The organism is Pyrinomonadaceae bacterium, assembly GCA_036277115.1.
Taxonomy (GTDB): Bacteria; Acidobacteriota; Blastocatellia; order Pyrinomonadales; family Pyrinomonadaceae; genus UBA11740.
Window position 1 is genome coordinate 433405 of sequence record DASUNM010000027.1, and the last position, 17797, is coordinate 451201.

The following is a 17797-nucleotide window of genomic DNA, read 5'->3' on the forward strand; positions in this document are numbered from 1 at the left end:
GTCTCATTTAGATCCCATGAATTCAATTCGTTCCGCACAGAAACAGATCGAAGCAGCAGAGTACGAGGCGTATCTCAGATGCGCGAGTGAACGCTTGCTCGAAGCTGTGACCGACCCGCAACGTTTTGATCCTCTCCTGGAAGCGATCGCTGACGTCAAAATAGATCGCGTCCTGGATGTCGGCTGTGGGATGGGACAGATGCTTTACCCGTTCCTCAAGTTTCGCCAGGCCTTTGGGGTGGGACTCGACGCTGAGCCAAGAGCCTGCGAAGTCGGGCGCGAGTTTTATGCGGAGCATGTTCCGTCCGCTCGGGTCACCTTTATTCATGGCAGCGCGGAACGGCTACCGTTTCCCACGTCCAGCTTCGATATCGTGAACTGCGGTCTGGCCTTGCCCTATATGGACAACTCGCGCGTTTTGGACGAAGTGGCGCGCGTGCTGCGACCCGGTGGTGTTTTCCTGTTGCGGATTCATCACCTGCGATACTACTTGCGCGAATTCTGGCAGAACCTGACCGCGCGGCGGTTTCTATCACTGGTGCATGCCGGTCGTGTCCTGACGGTCGGTAGTGTTTACCACGCGACCGGAAAACAGACCGACACGCGACTGTTTGGCAAAGAGACTTTTCAAACGCGTTGGCTGTTGCAACGTGAGCTCTCCCGGCGCGGATTCACGGTTCGCTCAGAACGACCCGACGGCACACCGCAGGCACCTGCTTTCGTGATCGCCAAGGAGTACCAGCGATGCTGAAACAAGGGAAGCAAGCGGTGCTGCGTTCGCTGAAGCGTTCCGGCGTGTTCACGATCGTTGACCGATCGAAGTGGCGGCGTCAGCGGCTGCTGATTCTCGGTTATCACGGAATCGCGATTTCCGACGAGCATGTATGGGATGACGGGCACTTCATTGCGCAGGATGTATTTCGCCAACGCTTACAGTTGCTGAAGACATCCGGTTGCGCGGTGTTGCCGCTTGATGAGGCAATCCAACGCCTTTACGCGAACGATCTGCCGCCGCGGGCTGTGGCGCTAACTTTCGACGATGGGACGACTGATTTTTACCACCGCGCATTTCCGGTACTCAACGAATTTGGCTTTCCGGTGACGCTCTATTTGACGACGTTCTACTCCGATTACCAAAAACCAATTTTCGATTTGATGATTTCCTACCTGCTCTGGAAAGGTCGAGAACAGGTCTTAGATCTAAGTGGGATTACCGGCATTCGTTCGGAATCCACGCTCTCTGATAAACCCGCACGCGACGAGGTCACCGGTGAGATTCGCGCCTTTGCGCGCAGCAAAGGTCTTTCGGCGGACGAAAAAGACTCGCTGGCTCGATCAATTGCCGAACAATTTAAGATCGATTATGACGCGCTGCTGGGGCAACGGAAATTACATATCCTGAGTCCCGACGAGGTTTCCGAATTGTCTGGTCAAGGTGTAGATGTTCAGCTCCACACGCACCGCCACCGCACACCGCGAAATCGCGAACTTTTTCTCCGTGAGATCGAAGACAACCGGAAACGTCTGCACCAGTTAACCGGGAAAACGGCAGAGCACTTTTGCTATCCGAGCGGAGACTACGACCCGGTGTTTCTCCCCTGGTTAAAAGAAGCCGGCATCGTCTCTGCGACGACGTGCGAAACGGGTTTGGCTTCACGCGATTCCCATCCCCTGCTGCTGCCGCGGCTCCTCGACGTTTCCAGGCTCTCCCCCGTTGAGTTCGAAGGTTGGCTCACTGGTATCTCATCCGCACTTCCGACACGAGGCGGACTTTAACCCTACTCATTGGCAGGTTTCCCATGAAGATAAACCGACAACGCAGAACCGAATTAGCTACAAAGATGTTCCAGCTCCTTTACGAGCATCCCGCTGGTCTGGCGATGGAAGGAATCGTCGCTCAACTGGAAGAATCAGTTCCCCTGACAGCGGCGGAACGCGGTCCACACCATGTGCAGGCGAATCGCAGCGCGTTCGAAGAGGCTCTATGGACTGGCACGATCGCCGCGGCGAAAGCCGGTTGGTTGGAAAACAACCGCGGCCATCTTTCGCTCACGGCCGAGGGCAGGGAGGTCTTCCAGGACATCGGAGACAAGTTCATCGCTGAGGCGGCTTCGCGTTCAATCAAGGGTCGCTTGTCCGTAACTTCACCCGACGCTTATCGGCGCGCGACCGGCTTAGTTGATCGAGTTTTGATCGAATATCGATTGGCGCGACGTGTCGGTCTGCGGCAGTTGTTGAGAAAACCAGAAAACGGCAGTAGCTGGGAGAACGTCCTGCCCATTCAAGCACCCCAGAGGTTCAGCCTGCCAGAGAATGTGAAGAATCTGGCGTCGGTGATCGATAACCTCAAGTCAACCCACGAACGTTACTTTGAGGGAGGTCACGCGATCTACATCCCGCCGCAGGTGGCCCGCCAGAGTGTCTTCGCGGAACTTCTTGAAAACTATCCGGCCGACGCCGGCATCAAGCTGATTAAGCATCCCGGTGGCGTGGACGAAAGCCACTATCTTCGCGCCGGCTTTGGCGCCGGAATTGGCGAGAGCGTGATGCAAAAGAACGTGGTTTACGACCATCGACGTTTGACCCTGGTGGCAAACCTCCTTTTTGAGATGGGTGTCGGCGCGCGCCTTTACGATTTGATTGAGCTGAAGGCGTCGGAGTGTGTGATGACCGCCTTCATCGTTGCGCATGCCGGCGAGCGCGTTCCATCAATGGAAGAATGCGAAGCAGGCCGGCAGCGAATTGAAGAGCTTGAGCGCGAAGGTGTCTTGCGCGTGAACCTGCCTGACGGTTTCGCGGATGAAGACTTTGAGTGTCCCACTTGTAATGGTAACGCCGTCATGTCTGGTGACGGAAAATTCCATTACGTTGATTTCCAAAACTTTTTGCTCGTCAACTATGAAAATTACCTTGAGCAAATCGCCCGTGAAGCCACCGAAAAATCTCATTTTGGAGACCGCAACGTCCTGCGCGGTGGCACTTACCTTTATCAGTCAATCCCGGGAGTTCACCTGCCCAGCCGCCGAAAAATAGATGACCGGATGGTGGTGCTGAACGAGCTCATGAAGAAAGCCGGGTTGAGTCTTGAGAAGCGAATGGTGCTGGATGTTGGTTGCAACATCGGCGGCATGATGGGCCAGTATCTAAAGTTGGGGGCACGCTGGTGTCATGGTTGGGATCGCGACTATGTTGTACCGCACACCGAAAAACTTTTGCGCGCGCTTGGCTGCACGCGCTTTTCCACGACTGGCGGCGACATCAATCAGGAAACCGACCTGACGCAGGTCCCCGAATTCGCGCGCGACCTGCTGGATGGCTGCGTCATTTCTTACTTAGCCGTTCGCGGCCATCTTGGTTGGCTAAAGGCGCTGGGACGAATTCCCTGGTCATTCATGATTTATGAGGGACATGAGGATGAAACCGCGAGTGACTTTGAAGAGCACTTGAACGGACTCAGGAAGCTCGCGGATTTTCGCAGTGCTGCAATTGGCAATTATGCCGATGGCGACAGCGACCAACGATTTGTTGCGATTCTACAAAGGCAATGACTGATGTGATCGAATGACGATGGCCGTTTTTGCTTCCCAGACCGCTTCAAAAACCAATGTCCTGCTGCTGCTCAACAGCTTTGAGACCGGCGGCGCAGAAGGACAGTTGGTGCTGCTCGCGCGTTTGCTAACCGATAGCGGACGTTATCACGTGCACCTTGCGTGTTTGAGCCGCACCGGGCCCTTGCTTGCCGAAGCAGAAAAGTTGGTTGACGAAGAGATCGCGGAGTTCCCGCTCAACAGTTTTTATGACGGGAACATGGCGAGACAGCTTCGTAAGTTTCGGACGTTCCTGCGCGAGCGCAAGATTGACGTTGTTCACACCGACGGCTTCTACACAAATATTTTCGGCGTCATCGGGGCGAAGTTGGCTGGAGTGCCGGCGCGCATCGGATTTCGAGGCGAGACCCAAACTGATGGACGGACGTCCGCACAGAATCTCGTCGAGCGCTCCGCGTTCCGTTTCGCCAGTGTGGTTCACGCAAACTCTGAAGCGGTAAAGAATTTTTTGGTTGAACAGGGCGTGCCGGCGCGGAACATCGCCGTGGTTTACAACGGGCTCGATTTTGCGCGCGTGATGCCGCCGGCGGATTTAACTCGCAACACCGCCCTGGAACTTTTCGATTTACCGCGCGAGCGAAGGTTCGTCACGATGGTCGCGAACCTGCACAATCCGGTAAAGGACTATCCGATGTTCCTGCGCGCAGCAGCTTCCGTGCGCGCAAAAGTTTCGGATGCCGCTTTTGTTGTGGCCGGCGAGGGCGAGATGCTTGAAGACCTGCGCGCACTCGCGCGAGACCTGCGAATCGAGCGTGATGTTTTCTTCATCGGCAGATGTAATCGTGTCGCTGAGCTATTGTTTGCATCCGACGTATGCGTGCTGAGTTCAAAGGCCGAAGGATTCTCGAACGCGATTCTTGAATACATGGGTGCGGCTCGCCCGGTCGTCGCCACAGATGTAGGAGGCGCGCGCGAGGCAATCGTCGAAGGTGAAAGTGGTTACCTTGTCGCCTCCGGCGATCATGAAACGATGGCAACGCGCATTACTGAGTTGCTGCAAAATTCGCAAAAGGGGAAAGCGATGGGCGAGCGTGGCCGCGGAATCGTACAGCAGAAGTTTTCATCCGAGGTTCAGCTTCAGCGAACCGCAGAGCTTTACGAGAAGTTTCTGTCAAAGAGCCTGTCGAGCTCGGTGTCAGTACCGGGAGCGGTAGCGACCGGGTGGTAGCTCTCCTCTGAACCGATGTTGCAACCTGATCCGGTCGCATCCACCACCCCACGCGGGATGGCCGCACGGGGACCCGGACCGCTCCCGGTACTGACATGAAGCATCGTCGCCGCCTATTGAAGCGCGTGCTCATCACGACGCTCTGCCTCGCACTCGCCTGGCCGTTTGTCGCGTGGGCGGCCGCTAAATTTCTGCACGTCCAACAACACGTCGCGTCGGCCGATGCGATCGTCGTGCTCAGTGGCCCAGGCACCTACCTTGAACGCAATGACTGGGCGGCCAGGCTTTACCACGAACGGCGCGCGCCGCTTGTTCTCATAAGCAACGAAGGATTGTTAAGCGGATGGTCAGCGAGCGATGACCGCAACTTGTACTTCCATGAGTTGGCCTCTCGTCGTTTGCAGCAACACGGGGTTCCCGCGAAAGACCTTCGCATCGTTTCCGACATTGGCGCCGGAACTTATCAGGAGAGCGTGCGTTTGTGTGACTACGCCGCCGCTGAGAAACTCAATCGCATATTGATCGTGACCTCTGCGTATCATTCGCGCCGGGCTCGCTGGTCAATTCAACGAGCCTGTAAAGACAAGCCAATTCAAATTGGAATGGAGAGTCCGGCGCCGGGCTGGCAGACGCCCCCGCCCGCGTCCTGGTGGTGGCACAAATCGGGATGGCGATTAGTGGCTGCCGAGTACGTGAAGATGATTTATTACCGTTTGAGCTACTAGTTCGCGGGTGGCCGCGTGTTGCGCCGGCGCCTGACAGCCGCCACCACAGCCGTGAGACCTGATCCGAGTAGCAGCATTGTTCCGGGCTCCGGAACGGGCGAGTTAACTGTGAATGTCACCCTTGTTTCCGTCCTCTCAAGCGTACCTACACCGACAAAATCGATCGTAAACGGAAAGGGTGGTGTGTCGAGACGCGTATCATCGCTGTTGTGCAGCGTAATTGATCCAGTGATGGTCGATTCGTCGAAACTGCCGCCTCCCGTAACTAATCCGGTGGGGCCAAGGCCATTGAAGGTGGCCATGGCAAGCGTGTCAAGACCGCCGCAACCGGCTGTGCTACAGATTCTGAACTCGTTCAGAGTTTGACCAAAAGCAAGGTCGCCAGTCGCACTGAGCTGGAAATTCGGCCCGGTCAGGTTAGTGGACATTATCCCTCTGGGGCTGAGATTGAGTATGACTTGACCACCGGTGAGCGTAATCGTCTCGGCCTGTGCAGGAGCGGCGAACAGAGCCGCGCCGATGAAGACCGCCATTGGTAAAAGCACAAGATCCAGACGTCTGCGCCTTGCTGGGGATTTAAAACCTATCACGTCCACCTCCCGTGGTTTGAGCTGGTCTGGCCGGACAAGAGTCGAATCGTTGCAGTTCTTTAGAGTTAAAAAGTTGTGATTGACGCTTGATTCCAGGAAGGGTTATTACCGTTGGCACAATTGAGCTTAGGGCCGCCAGGCTTGCTGTTCGACGGCAAACAATTTTCGATTAAAGCGCTTCCCGCGGTATAATCTTCGTGGCATTTTCGCCGCTCGCCAAACGAGCCCCGCCGCAAAACCTCGCAACTACGGTTCACCTGATGTTGAAGCAAAGCTCAAGTCCAAAGTACACACCTCCGGCTGATGGTACGCCGGGGAAAGCTTTGCGCCGGCAGGCCGGCATTCGCATTCTCACAAATCTGGGCGCGTTGAATCAGTCTCATTGTCCTGACACACCACTCACCTTTTCCTATGTCACCGAAGACGATGACGCGAAGCAGTTCCTCGCCAACTGTATCCGTTCCGACCTCGTCATCGTGCACACTGATCCAACCAAACTCATGCTGGCTTGCGCTCTGAAATGGGTTCTTCCACTTCGCTTCAAGATCGTTTCGGTAGATCTAATTGTCCGTACCCCGAGATCCCTAAGCGGGCGAATCAAGACTTTTCTGCAGAAGATACTCTTCAAGCGCGTGCACCGATTTATTTTGTACTTCAAGGACCTGCGCGGGTGCGAGCGTCTTTACGGCATTGGCCCGGAGCGAACCATCTACGTTCCCTTCAAGGTGAATCAATTGAGAGAGATTCAGCGCCGGCTCGCAATCGAACCGCCAGGCGATGGTGAGTACGTGATGTGCGCGGGTCGCACCATGCGTGACATCAAGACGTTCGTGGCCGCCATGAAGGGCGTTGAATGTCCCGGCATACTTCATCAGCAACCCGCAGACATGATGGCCGCCCACGGAACTGATGTTTGGCAGGACGAGTTACCGCCGAATCTAAAGTTGGTAATTGACGACTCGTACAGTCATGAAGTGTTTCTGGACTTCATCGCGAAGGCACGCCTGATTGTCATTCCGCGATACAAGAATGATATTGGGCCGGCAGGTATTGCTACTTACCTGGTCGCGATGGCGATGAATAAGTGCGTAGTGATTAGCGAGGGTCCAGGGGTCGGCGATGTACTCACTAATGAAGCTGTGATTGTGCCGCCGGAAGACGCGGCCGCACTCGCGCAGCAGATTGCTTTACTTTGGGACGACCACACGCAGCGTCGCGAGATTGCTAAACGCGGCCAAAGATACGCCACGTCGGCAGGAGGCGATGATCGATTGTACGGCGACATTGTGCGAACCAGCGTGAAAAGCTTTGTTGAAGCTGGCTTCGCAAGTGTTCCTCAGGACGAGACTGCGGTTCGCCAGACCTTGCCAATAGCCGCCGCGATTGGTGTGCGGCAGACGAGTGAAGACGTGTAATAGGGCAATCGCCAGGAACCGCCGACGCGAAAACGTCCGACCAGCGCGCGAGCTTCGCGCCAATTTCCCCAATAACCGAGCATACAAGCAGTCTTAAACGCGCGGATCGCCAACACGCGCGAAAGCAGCGCGCGCAGATGTGCAGGACAGTACGCGCCAATTTCTTCCGGACGATTGAGAAACGGTTCGACAGGCCGCACACTGCGCCGCGTCTGTGCGGCGCCCGAAGCTTCAAAATGAATTAGCGCCAGTGGTTTGAGGTTCACCACGATAGCCTCGTTCAATAGAACTTTTAAAAACAGGTGCGCATCTTCGCCGTAGGCGCAACGTTCGCGCTCATAAAAGCCGCCTAACTTGCGCAGCACCGCAGTCCGCGCAACTGTCGTGCATGGAGTCATGTATGCGAGCAGCGCCGTAACAGATTGCGGTGCAGAGTCAGCTTTAACCCGCGTCAATCCATTCAGTAGCCCGCGCGCGCGCCAAACCTTTTCCGTTGATTCGCCACCGGGAAAAGCGGAATAGCCGGAGGTCACGGCGCCGGCGTGCGAATTCTGATCCAGCAACTCAACACTCTCGGAAAGAAATTGCGGCAGCCATTCGTCATCCGCATCAAGGAACGCGACGAACTCGCCACGGGCTTCACGGAGACCGCGGTTTCGCGCGGCTCCCGGCCCGGCATTTTCCTGCCTGATGATGTGTAAGCGCGAATCGGTGAACTTCTCAACGATCCTCAGTCCGCCGTCAGTCGAACCGTCATCGATAACGATAATTTCAAAATCGGCAAACGTCTGGGCCGCGACGGAGCGCAGGGCCCGCTCGATGAACGGCGCTTTGTTGAAGAGCGGAATGATGACGGAGACGCGCATTGCTAGATCGGATCAGTACCCGGAGCGGACCGGTGCCCCCGCGCGGGCATCCCGCGTGCGGTGATGGTAGCGAGGGGATCAAGGAACCCGTCTCGAGTGATAGATCCCGTCGCTACCGCTCCGGGTACTGACAGAAGCTCCTCATAGATCTTAATCAGTGAATGAGCGTGTGATTCGGGAGAGAACTCCCGCGCACGCGCGATCGCATTGCTCTTCACCGTCCGCGCGAGTTCCAACTCGATAAGCGCTCGTTGCAGGGCTTTAGCAAACGCTGAAGGATCGCGTGCCGGAACAAGCAAGGCGTTTACTTCTGAAGTTGCAATCTCAGGAATCCCGCCGACGGCGGTGGCGACGATTGGCAGTCCGGCGGCCATCGCCTCAAGCAGAACATTAGGCGAACCTTCGCTGTGCGACGGCAACGCGACCACCTCTGCAATCGCATAGAAGGGCGCGACATCATTGACGTGTCCGACAAAGACAACGTGCGACTCGAGGTTACGTTCAGTGACGATGCGCGAGAGATTCGCTTGCTCCGGCCCCTCACCGACGATCAGAAGTTTGAATTTCAGATCCGGCTCAGCCGTGCGGAGCAAAGCAACTGACTCAACGAGATCCGCGTGACCCTTCTCGCGCGAAAGCCGGCCAACGGCAAGCAAAACCTTTTCGTCTCCGCCGATACCAAACCTTTCACGCAATGACAGCTTTTCATCACTGGAAACTGTTCGCGGCGCTTTGACTGAGTTGTGTCTGACGCGAATTCGATCTTTCTGAACGCCCGACGCCGTAAGTTGCCTGGCAAACTCGCCACAAACGGCGATCACGAGATCAGCCGACGGCAACGACCAGCGATTCAGCTGGTTATAAAACTGCATTTTTAAGTCGGTGCTTGTATAGCCATGGTGATAAGCGATCCACGGGTATTGCTTTCCAAGTCCGGAAAGCTTCACCAAAAAGTGCGATTTGATCATGTGAGTCTGAATGATGTCCGGCGCGCGTCGCGCAACTATGTCGCGCAACTGCTTGATGACGGCGCGATCAAATCGAAAGCGTTCGGTAATGACGTCCACCGTGATGCCCGCGTCACGGGCCGCTTCCACGAAAGCATTCCCAGTCGAATCGGAATTTCCAGCCACTCGATCGAAGGTGACGATCGACACTTCGATCCGCGGAACCCCGTCCCGGCAAAACTCGGGTGAACGCAGCAGGCGGCAGAAGTTCAGGAGATTCTTTGCCGGACCGGTGACGGTTGTCGCTTCAATAATGCTCAGGATTTTCATTGCAGATTCGACGGGCGGGCCGTTGCCGAGGTAGGTTAGGCGGCGCAACAGGCGCCGGACAACATCCATATTCGCACAAAGCAGCCTCTCCCCGGAATAGAATAAATCGTCAATTCACCTTATTTCTTTTTAAATGCGGCGGAAATTTGCAGTTCTCATCATGAGCGCGTGCCTCCTGGGGATCCTGACTACGCTTCACGCGCGGCTGAGGGCCCAGGATCAGACCAGGCCGCGACGCGTACAGGAGGTCCAGTCCGCGCCAGTTGCAGGCAGTTCGCCCACAGTCAAGGCCGGGCAGATTCAGTATCCAAGCTCCGAAGTCGCGTTCATTTGCGGGCCGCAACTCAAAGCCGGTAGTCCGTTGAATCCTTTTGCCTGGTTCGACAGCACCCAAAATTCGCAGGGACACGTTCAGGGTCGCGAAGCCCCGCGCATCGCCCCACGAGTTCTAACCGGAGTGGTGAGTATCAGGCCGAATTCGCGCGTCGTCTCAGGCGAAGGGACCAGGTTTTTAGTTGAAGTTGATCCCAATGGCCCGGCGCCCTTCTTCAATGGATGGCTGCGGATTCGAGACGCCGGCGTAGAGCGCGAAGTTAAAGTGGCGTCCGTGCAATCGGACACGCAACTTACACTGACCGCGCCGTGGAAATTCCAGGACGTCCGCAATGCCAACGCCGACACCTATCACCGTGATACTTATCATGCGTCCTGGAACTATGACCATTATCTGCGCGCAAGTTATTACGATACGGCTTTGGTTGAGTACATCAATTTTTACCGTACTGGCGACGCGTCCTTCCGGGAGTATGCGCGGAAGATCGCGGATTCTCTCTGGGGTTCTCAGTACATGAATTTCGGTACGGTGACCGAGGGACGGAATCATTTGCCGCCGCGCTCGCAGGCATTCGCAGGCTTGATGTTGCGCGCGCTGGACGGTAAGCCCGAGTATTGGGACTACCTACAGCGCGAAGTGCGCGCGACTTTCGACAACTGGCTCAAGCTGCGCCGAAACAATCCGACACTCTATTACGACATTCGCGAGGATGGTTACGCGCAGTTGTATGCGGTGATGCTCGCGCGCGTACTCCCGGATCGTTACCCGTTACACGCGAATGGGACTTTGAAATCTGCTACCGGAGTGGCGACCGACGGGGCGCGTAAGCGCGCGGCGTTGCTCGCTGATGCCGAAGATATTGCCGTCAACTTCTTCGGGCGTTTGCAAAGATCTGACGGATCGTGGCGCTGGGATACCACGAGCGAACAAGTCGTTAACAGCGAGCAGCCCTTTATGGTTGGCCTTTATCTGGAAAGTGCCATTCTGCTTCATCAATTGACCAGGAATTCGAATGTGAAAGCAGATTTGCGCGAGCAGATCACGCGGGCGTGCCGGCATCTGTATCGAGACACTTATCGCGGCAGCGAGGTCGTCAAAGATATGCCCCAGCATCGCTGGCGTGGCGTTTGGTATTACTGGGGCGGCGGCACGGTCGCGAATCCGCGAGCTTACGAGCGCGGCTTTGGCGACCGCGTCACTAACGGCGATGCCAACGTCATTCGCGGCGTGCGACACTTGAACTCAACCATTCATCATGCGTTTGGATACGCCTATGTCCTTACCGGCGATCGCGAATTTCTGAAAATGGGCGACGAGATTTTCGGTGCATCTTTTGGCGATGCCACCGACGCGCTCCGCAATCTGGCGACCGTCGGCGGCAAAGAATACGACATGACTTTTCGTTCGTCGGGGCGGTACCTCGCCTGGCGGTTGTCTGTGTCAGAAGCGCGACCGTAAGGAAGGGCAACTTTTCCAGCGCAATTTCGCAAAATAGGACACGTAGCCCTCCCTAACGGATGGGGCTCCTGACACTCTTCTCAGGAAGCGGCGGCGGATTCATTCTTTCTTCTCTCTGGCGGGCCCGGACATTGTGGCCGCAAGGAACTTGGGTTTCCTTTCAAACTTACGGCCTTTATTTCCCGGCCCGCACCACAGAAAGAGCTTGGCTGATTGAGATTGCCCCTCGAACAGCAAAGCACCAACAAACCGCATGAGTGTCGCCATTCAAGAAAAATTCTACAAACCTGTCGCAATCGCAGCCGCGCTGGCGTTTGTCTACTTCGCGGTGTTGATGAAGTTAAGCCGTGACTGGTGGGCGGACGAGAACTATTCGCACGGCCTGCTGGTGCCGTTCATCATCGGCTTCATCGTCTGGCAAGAACGAAAGCGATTCACCGAACAGCATCGCACCAGCGCGCTTTGGATCGGCGTTGTTTGTGTCAGCTTCGCTTTGCTCGCCCTGTGGGCCGGAACCGCGGGCGCCGAGTTGTTTGTGCAGCGCGCGTCGCTGTTGCTGATGCTGGCGGGCATCGTGATCTACTTCTTCGGCGTTCGCATCATCCAGGTGGTCGCCGTGCCGATGTTGCTATTGGCGTTGGCGATTCCCATCCCGCAGATCATCTTCAACAAGATTGCTTTTCCGCTCCAGCTCTTCGCGTCGAAGTGCGCAGTGGCGGCAATGTCGTTCTTCGAGATTCCGGTGCTGCGGCAGGGCAACGTAATTGAGCTAATGCCGCTCGGCGCGACTGAGCCGAAGCGACTCGCAGTGGTGGAAGCTTGCAGCGGCATCCGGTCGCTGATGACGCTCGTCACTCTGGCAGTCGTTTATGCGTATTTCACGCGGCCGAATCGGTCCGCAGGCGACCCGCCTGCTGCAGGCCAGCGGCCTGCGTACCGGACGTTCGGGTTCTGGCGCTCAGTGATTCTGATTGTTTCGGCCGTCCCGATCGCTATTCTGACCAACGCTGGGCGAGTCAGTGGCACCGGTGTTTTGGCCCATTATTACGGCACAAAAGTGGCAGACGGGTTCTTTCATTCGTTCTCAGGCTGGGTGATTTATCTGGTCGCGGCGGCGTTGCTGTTCGCGATGGGTTGGACGCTCGACCGCACCGCGCCCCTCTTTGAAAGGTTTAAAGGCGGGCCCGCCCGGTCTGGCAATAGCCCCACGCCAAACGAATCTACGGGCGCGACCACCCTCCGCGAGGCGCAAAGCTAATCATGTCGAAATCGAATTCAAAACGGTTCTGGATTCTGCTCGTCGTACTGCTGATTGGCGGCGGAGTCATCAACGTGTGGGAGCGTGCCGGCGAAGCGAAGATTTCACGCAAGTCGCTGCAAGAATTTCCTTCTCAGTTCGGATCATGGCGACAAAGCGGCGCCGACATCCGGTTCGATGCCGAGACGGAAAAGGTGCTTCGCGCGGACGAATATCTCTCGCGCAACTATGAATCCGATGGCCACGTCGTGTCGTTCTATGCCGGCTACTACGCATCGCAACGAACGGGCGCAACGTATCACAGCCCGCTCAATTGCCTGCCTGGGTCGGGGTGGGTGATGAGCGATGGCGGGCGAATCATGATTACTCCGTCGGGTAGCCGTCCGCCATTCGAAGCCAATCGTTACGTGATTCAGAACGGCAACAACCGAGCGTTGATGCTGTATTGGTACGAAGGGCGCGGCCGGCCGCTCGCCAGCGAGTACTGGGGCAAGATCTACACTGTGATCGACAGCGTCCGCCGCCGGCGTTCGGATGGGGCGATGGTGCGCATCATGGTGCCGATCGCCGGCTCGGAAGAAGAAGCCGAGAAGGCCGCAGTTGAAGTTGCTTCGCAAGCAGCTCCGGAACTGCCGGCATTTATTCCTGACTAACGGCTCTGCGCCGCGGCTCGACCGTGGGCATATGGGACGTATGGGTCCCATGGGTCGCATGGACCCATACGTCCTATTCGCTTCCTGCCGCTAACTTTTCCTGAAACTCACTTCCGATTATCCCTTTCTTACCTGTGACTCCGCCGCTGCGCGTGAGTGACGTTTTTTGACAGCCATCAATCAGTAACTCAAACGGCCTTCGCGCGACATTGCCCGTTGCCGCAAAGACAACCGTTGAGTGAATTGCCCGAGTCCCGACCTGTCGGGATTCACGGAGACCGCAATGAAAAATCGAGAGTGCCGCCGCAAGTCTTACGTCCTTCCTCTGTTTCTTTCCCTGCTCGCCGCCATCTTTGTTCTTGGCGCGTGCACCACGCCGGAAAAAGCCAAAGCCAACCACGTCGCCCGTGGCCAGGCGCTTCTGAAAGAGAAGAAGTTTCAGGAAGCCGTGCTGGAGTTTCGCAGCGCCCTGCAAATCGACGACAAACTCGCCGAAGCGCATTGGGGACTGGCGAACGCCTACGAAGGTTTGCAGCGTTACCAGGAAGCCTTCGAAGAGATGCGCGCGACGGCGTCACTCGATCCGAACCACCTCGACTCGCGCGTGAAGCTGGGTAACTACTACCTGGTCGGCGCAAAGCATTCATCCGCAGCGCTCGGCGAAGCTGAGCGGCTCGCGAAAGAAGTGCTCGAGAAAGATCCCAATCACATCGAAGGTCACATCCTGATGGGTGGCGTCCTGTTTGCGCAGGACAAGAAGCAGGAAGCGTTCGCGGAGCTGAATCGCGCGATCGAATTGAATCCGCAGCGTGTCGAATCGTACCTGAGTCTCGCTCGCTTTTATGTGTTGACGCGCGACATCGCGACCGCCGAGGCGACTTATCAGCGCGCGATTTCCGTCAGTGGCGGATCGGCGATGGCGCATTACGAATACGGAAAGTTTCTGGTCGGCGCACAACGACTCGATGAAGCCGAAGCCGCGTTTCAAAAAGCGGTCCAGGTCGAACCGAGCAATCGCGATGCGCGCTTCATCATTGCCAGCTTCTACCTGGTCAACAAGCGGCTCGACAAAGCTGAAGAGTCCTACAAAGCACTGGCCGAAATGGACAAAGACAAGCCTGAGGGCCGTTCGATCCTCGGCGACTTCTACTCGTCAGTCGGTCGTTTGGACGAAGCGATTGCGATTTACCGAGAAGTGCTGACGAAATCGCCGGACTACACGCAGGCGCATTACCGTTTGGCCGAGATCATGTTGAACCGCCGCGATGTCGCGGGCGCCAAAAACGAAGTCGACTCGGTTCTGAAGAATGACGCGACGGATCGCCAGGCATTGATTCTGCGCGCGCGCATCCAGATGCAGGCGGGCCAGGCGAACGATCTGAAAGTAGCGATCGAAGACCTGCGCGAAGTGCTGAGGCAGGAGCCCAACTCTCGTGCCGGGCTGTTCTTCATGGCGGAAGCCAACTTCCGTCTGGGCCAGATGGATCAGGCGCGGGTGTTCGCCGGCGACCTCGAGCGAAACTATCCCGACTACCTGCCTGCCAAGCTGATGCAGATTCAAATTAATCTCGCGAGCGGCGATGCCAAGTCAGCGCTGAAACTCGCGGAGCAGTTGCAGGAGCGTCTGGCGAAAGCCGCGCCCGATCGCGATACGTCGCCGCAGATGCTCGTCGAGTTAAGAGTCAAAGCGCTGATCGCGCATGGCTCGGCCGCGTTACAGCTGCGAGATATCAAAACTGCTCGCCAGGATTTCACCGCCGCGCGCGATGCCGCCCCGAACAGCCCTGACAGTCACGTAAACCTCGCGGCCGTCGCACTTGCCGAGAGCAAGGTGGACGAAGCCATCGGCTTCTACAACAGCGCGCTCGCGATTGACGGCGCCCACTTCAATTCGCTGCGTGGGCTGATGAACGTCTACACCGCGCAGAGAAAACCCGACCAGGCACACGCGCGCATCGATCAAGCCATCGCCTCGCAACCCAGTAATGCTTCGCTGCACTTCCTGAAGGGCCAGGTCTACGGCTACGAGATGAACGCGCAGGGCGCAGAAGCTTCGTTCCGCCGCGCCCTGGAGATCGACGGGAACTATCTGGCTGCCTACTCGGCTCTCGGCGCACTGTTCGTGAACACGAACCAGCAGCAACGCGCGATCGACGAGTATCGAAAGATTGTCGAGCGCCGTCCTGACAGCGCGGCGATTTACACGCTGATCGGCATGCTCGAAATGAACCTGCAGAACATTGACGCGGCGATCGACAACTACCGCAAGGCGCTGGCGATCGATCAGAACGCGATCTTCGCCGCGAACAATTTGGCGTGGCTCTACGCGCAGCATGGCAAAGGCAACCTGGACGAAGCGGTGCGGCTGGCGCAAACCGCCGTGCAGGCGAACCCGGAAGTACCGAGCTTCGTCGATACGCTGGGCTGGGTTTACTACAAGAAAGGCCTGTACGCCGCTGCCGCCGAACAACTGAAGAAGGCCGCGACCGTCGATGAGAACGCCGCGCGCCGCAACAACGTCTCGCCTTCGCCCACTTATCGCTATCATCTCGGCGTCGCGCTGGCGGCAAACGGTGACAAGGCCGGTGCGCGTCGCGAAATCGAAAGCGCGCTGCGCCTGGCTGAGAAGTCGCATTTCCCCGAAGCCGACGAAGCTAAGAAAGCTTTGGGAACGCTGTAATTGATCAGTCCTATTCGTCGCTTAGGTCCCGTTCGTCCCATTTGTCCTTTGTGACCTAGGGACCCAAGGGACAAAAGGGACCTAAGAGGAGTCAAGTGATGAGCACTGAATTTCGACCGCGCAAACTAGGCGAGTACGGCCGCATCGCGCTGAAGCGCAAATGGATGATCATCCTGCCCACGCTCGCGATTGGCCTGGCCATCGGCTACGTCGCGTTTCGTCTGCCGGACATCTACGAATCGACCACGCTAATCGTCGTAAAGTCTTCGACGCTGCCGAATTCGGTGGTGCCGACGGTTACGGAAGAAACGCTGACACGCGAACTCGCCAGCATTTCTCAAGTCGTCACCAGCCGCAGTTCGCTGCAACCGCTGGTGGAAAAGTACGACCTGTACAAAGAAGAGCGGGCGCGTGGCGAAGCGATGGAAGTGATCATGGACAACATGCTCGAGGCGATTAACGTCAAGGTCAACACCAGCCGCAACGATATTACGAACGCCTTCAACATCAGCTACCGCGGACGCGATCCGAAAACTACCCAGGCCGTCGCCCGCGAACTCGCGAGCAAGTACATCGACGAGCAGACTATCGGGACGGTCAACGCGGGCGCGTCAGCCAAGCAGTTCATGGAAGAACAAGTGCGCGCTGCGAAAGAGGAGGTCGACGCAATCGACACGCAGCGGCTCGCTTATCTGCAACAGAACATGAACAACCTGCCGTCGCAGTCGCAGGCGCTGGTCGGCCGGCTAACGGCTTTGCATGAAGAGCAGAAGGCGCTGATCGCGGAACAGGGCCGCCTGCGCGATTTAGGGGCCGCGTATCGCAACCAGCTTGGCGACATCACCAAAAGTCACGAGCAGGAAATCGTGCTGGCCTCGGAGGGGGCGACTGATCCGAAGACCACCGCCGCCTGGGCCCAATTGGTTAGCCGCCGCTCAGAGTATGAAGGCGAACTGCAAATTTTGAATACGCAGTACAAAGAAAAGCATCCGGACGTCATCGCGAAGAAAAAGCAGATTGAAGACATCAAGTCGCAGCAGGATCAGATGATGAACGAGTGGAAAGACCGGATCGAAGAGCGGAGACAGAAACTGACGAAGCTCAGCGACCCGCGCCTGTTAACGCTGCGCACGAACATTGCAATGGTCGAAGGCGACATGGATCGGCAGAACCGTTTGCTGGCCGAAACTAATCGGCAAATCGCCGAGCTCAACGTGCGCATCAACGCGATCCCGGAAGCAGAAGTTGGTTTGCAAACAATCGACCGTGAATACCAAACCAAGAAAACGAATTACGACAACCTGCTTCTGCAACAGTCGAAGATCGTTGTGGGCGCGGACGCGGCGAAGGTCCAGCAAAGCGGCGGCATCCAGGTGGTTGACCCGGCAAACCTGCCGGAGAAACCGGTCGCGCCGAAGCGTCTCATGCTGACGGCAGGCGGCTTCGGAATTGGCTTCGCGCTGGGCCTCTTGCTCGTCCTGATTTTTGAAGTGCGCCGTTTGTTCACGATTCAGACGGTTGAAGACGCGAAGCACTACACCAGCCTGCCGGTGCTCGCTTCGATTCCTGAACTGCTGACACCGGCCGAAGCGGTCGCCATTCCGCGCCGCAAAAGTCTCGCACTGGCCGCCGGCATCGCCGCGGCAGTTGTCGCAGTACCGATGCTCGCTTTTGTTTTAACTCTGACGCACGTGTTCGAAAAGATCAGCCAGTAAGGTACGCACGCCTCAGGCGTGCTGAAACGCAGCAGGCGAGGACGCCGGCG

14 protein-coding genes are annotated in these 17797 nt (G+C 57.0%); 11 read left to right on the forward strand and 3 right to left on the reverse strand.

Annotated features, from left to right (window positions below):
* Positions 1 to 16 precede the first annotated feature (16 nt).
* From VFX97_18215 to VFX97_18235, 5 genes are all read left to right on the forward strand, one after another.
* Entirely contained in the window at positions 17 to 751 is a 735-nt protein-coding gene (locus VFX97_18215; protein HEX5705140.1) for a class I SAM-dependent methyltransferase, read from the forward strand.
* Positions 745 to 1776 carry a polysaccharide deacetylase family protein gene (locus VFX97_18220; protein HEX5705141.1) on the forward strand — a complete coding sequence of 344 codons (1032 nt, stop codon included), beginning with the start codon at positions 745 to 747 and terminating at the stop codon, positions 1774 to 1776. The genes VFX97_18215 and VFX97_18220 overlap by 7 nt, the downstream gene beginning before the upstream one ends.
* A gap of 23 nt (positions 1777 to 1799) precedes the next feature.
* A complete protein-coding gene (locus tag VFX97_18225) occupies positions 1800 to 3548 on the forward strand; it encodes a hypothetical protein (GenBank protein HEX5705142.1) in 1749 nt (582 codons plus the stop codon).
* A gap of 13 nt (positions 3549 to 3561) precedes the next feature.
* Positions 3562 to 4776: a glycosyltransferase gene (locus VFX97_18230; protein HEX5705143.1), complete on the forward strand. Its 1215-nt coding sequence runs from the start codon at positions 3562 to 3564 to the stop codon at positions 4774 to 4776.
* A gap of 95 nt (positions 4777 to 4871) precedes the next feature.
* Complete coding sequence (locus tag VFX97_18235) at positions 4872 to 5501, forward strand: YdcF family protein (GenBank protein HEX5705144.1); 630 nt, start codon at positions 4872 to 4874, stop codon at positions 5499 to 5501.
* Here the strand turns inward: VFX97_18235 and VFX97_18240 are convergent.
* A complete protein-coding gene (locus VFX97_18240; protein ID HEX5705145.1) occupies positions 5498 to 6034 on the reverse strand; it encodes a PEP-CTERM sorting domain-containing protein in 537 nt (178 codons plus the stop codon). The two genes, VFX97_18235 and VFX97_18240, sit on opposite strands and share 4 nt — an antisense overlap.
* Before the next feature lie 317 nt (positions 6035 to 6351).
* On the opposite strand from VFX97_18240, the gene VFX97_18245 reads away from it, so the two are divergent.
* A complete protein-coding gene (locus VFX97_18245; GenBank protein HEX5705146.1) occupies positions 6352 to 7506 on the forward strand; it encodes a glycosyltransferase in 1155 nt (384 codons plus the stop codon).
* Here VFX97_18245 and VFX97_18250 read toward each other — a convergent pair.
* Both VFX97_18250 and VFX97_18255 read right to left on the reverse strand, forming a co-directional pair.
* Positions 7428 to 8372, reverse strand: a complete 945-nt coding sequence (locus VFX97_18250; protein HEX5705147.1) for a glycosyltransferase family A protein — start codon at positions 8370 to 8372, stop codon at positions 7428 to 7430. The genes VFX97_18245 and VFX97_18250 overlap by 79 nt on opposite strands.
* A gap of 2 nt (positions 8373 to 8374) precedes the next feature.
* Positions 8375 to 9649, reverse strand: coding sequence for a glycosyltransferase (locus tag VFX97_18255; protein ID HEX5705148.1), 1275 nt, complete (start codon positions 9647 to 9649; stop codon positions 8375 to 8377).
* A gap of 160 nt (positions 9650 to 9809) precedes the next feature.
* Here VFX97_18255 and VFX97_18260 point away from each other — a divergent pair, with 160 nt between their 5' ends.
* The 5 genes from VFX97_18260 to VFX97_18280 all read left to right on the forward strand — a co-directional run bounded on the left by VFX97_18260 (position 9810) and on the right by VFX97_18280 (position 17747).
* Positions 9810 to 11441 carry a hypothetical protein gene (locus VFX97_18260; protein ID HEX5705149.1) on the forward strand — a complete coding sequence of 544 codons (1632 nt, stop codon included), beginning with the start codon at positions 9810 to 9812 and terminating at the stop codon, positions 11439 to 11441.
* A 253-nt stretch (positions 11442 to 11694) separates the two neighbouring features.
* Positions 11695 to 12699, forward strand: a complete 1005-nt coding sequence (gene xrt / locus VFX97_18265; GenBank protein ID HEX5705150.1) for an exosortase — start codon at positions 11695 to 11697, stop codon at positions 12697 to 12699.
* Between the two features lie 2 nt (positions 12700 to 12701).
* Positions 12702 to 13352 (forward strand): EpsI family protein, encoded by a 651-nt coding sequence (locus VFX97_18270; GenBank protein ID HEX5705151.1) that lies wholly within the window; start codon positions 12702 to 12704, stop codon positions 13350 to 13352.
* Between the two features lie 283 nt (positions 13353 to 13635).
* Positions 13636 to 16032 (forward strand): tetratricopeptide repeat protein, encoded by a 2397-nt coding sequence (locus tag VFX97_18275; GenBank protein ID HEX5705152.1) that lies wholly within the window; start codon positions 13636 to 13638, stop codon positions 16030 to 16032.
* 98 nt (positions 16033 to 16130) lie between these two features.
* Positions 16131 to 17747 (forward strand): GNVR domain-containing protein, encoded by a 1617-nt coding sequence (locus VFX97_18280; protein HEX5705153.1) that lies wholly within the window; start codon positions 16131 to 16133, stop codon positions 17745 to 17747.
* Positions 17748 to 17797 lie beyond the last annotated feature (50 nt).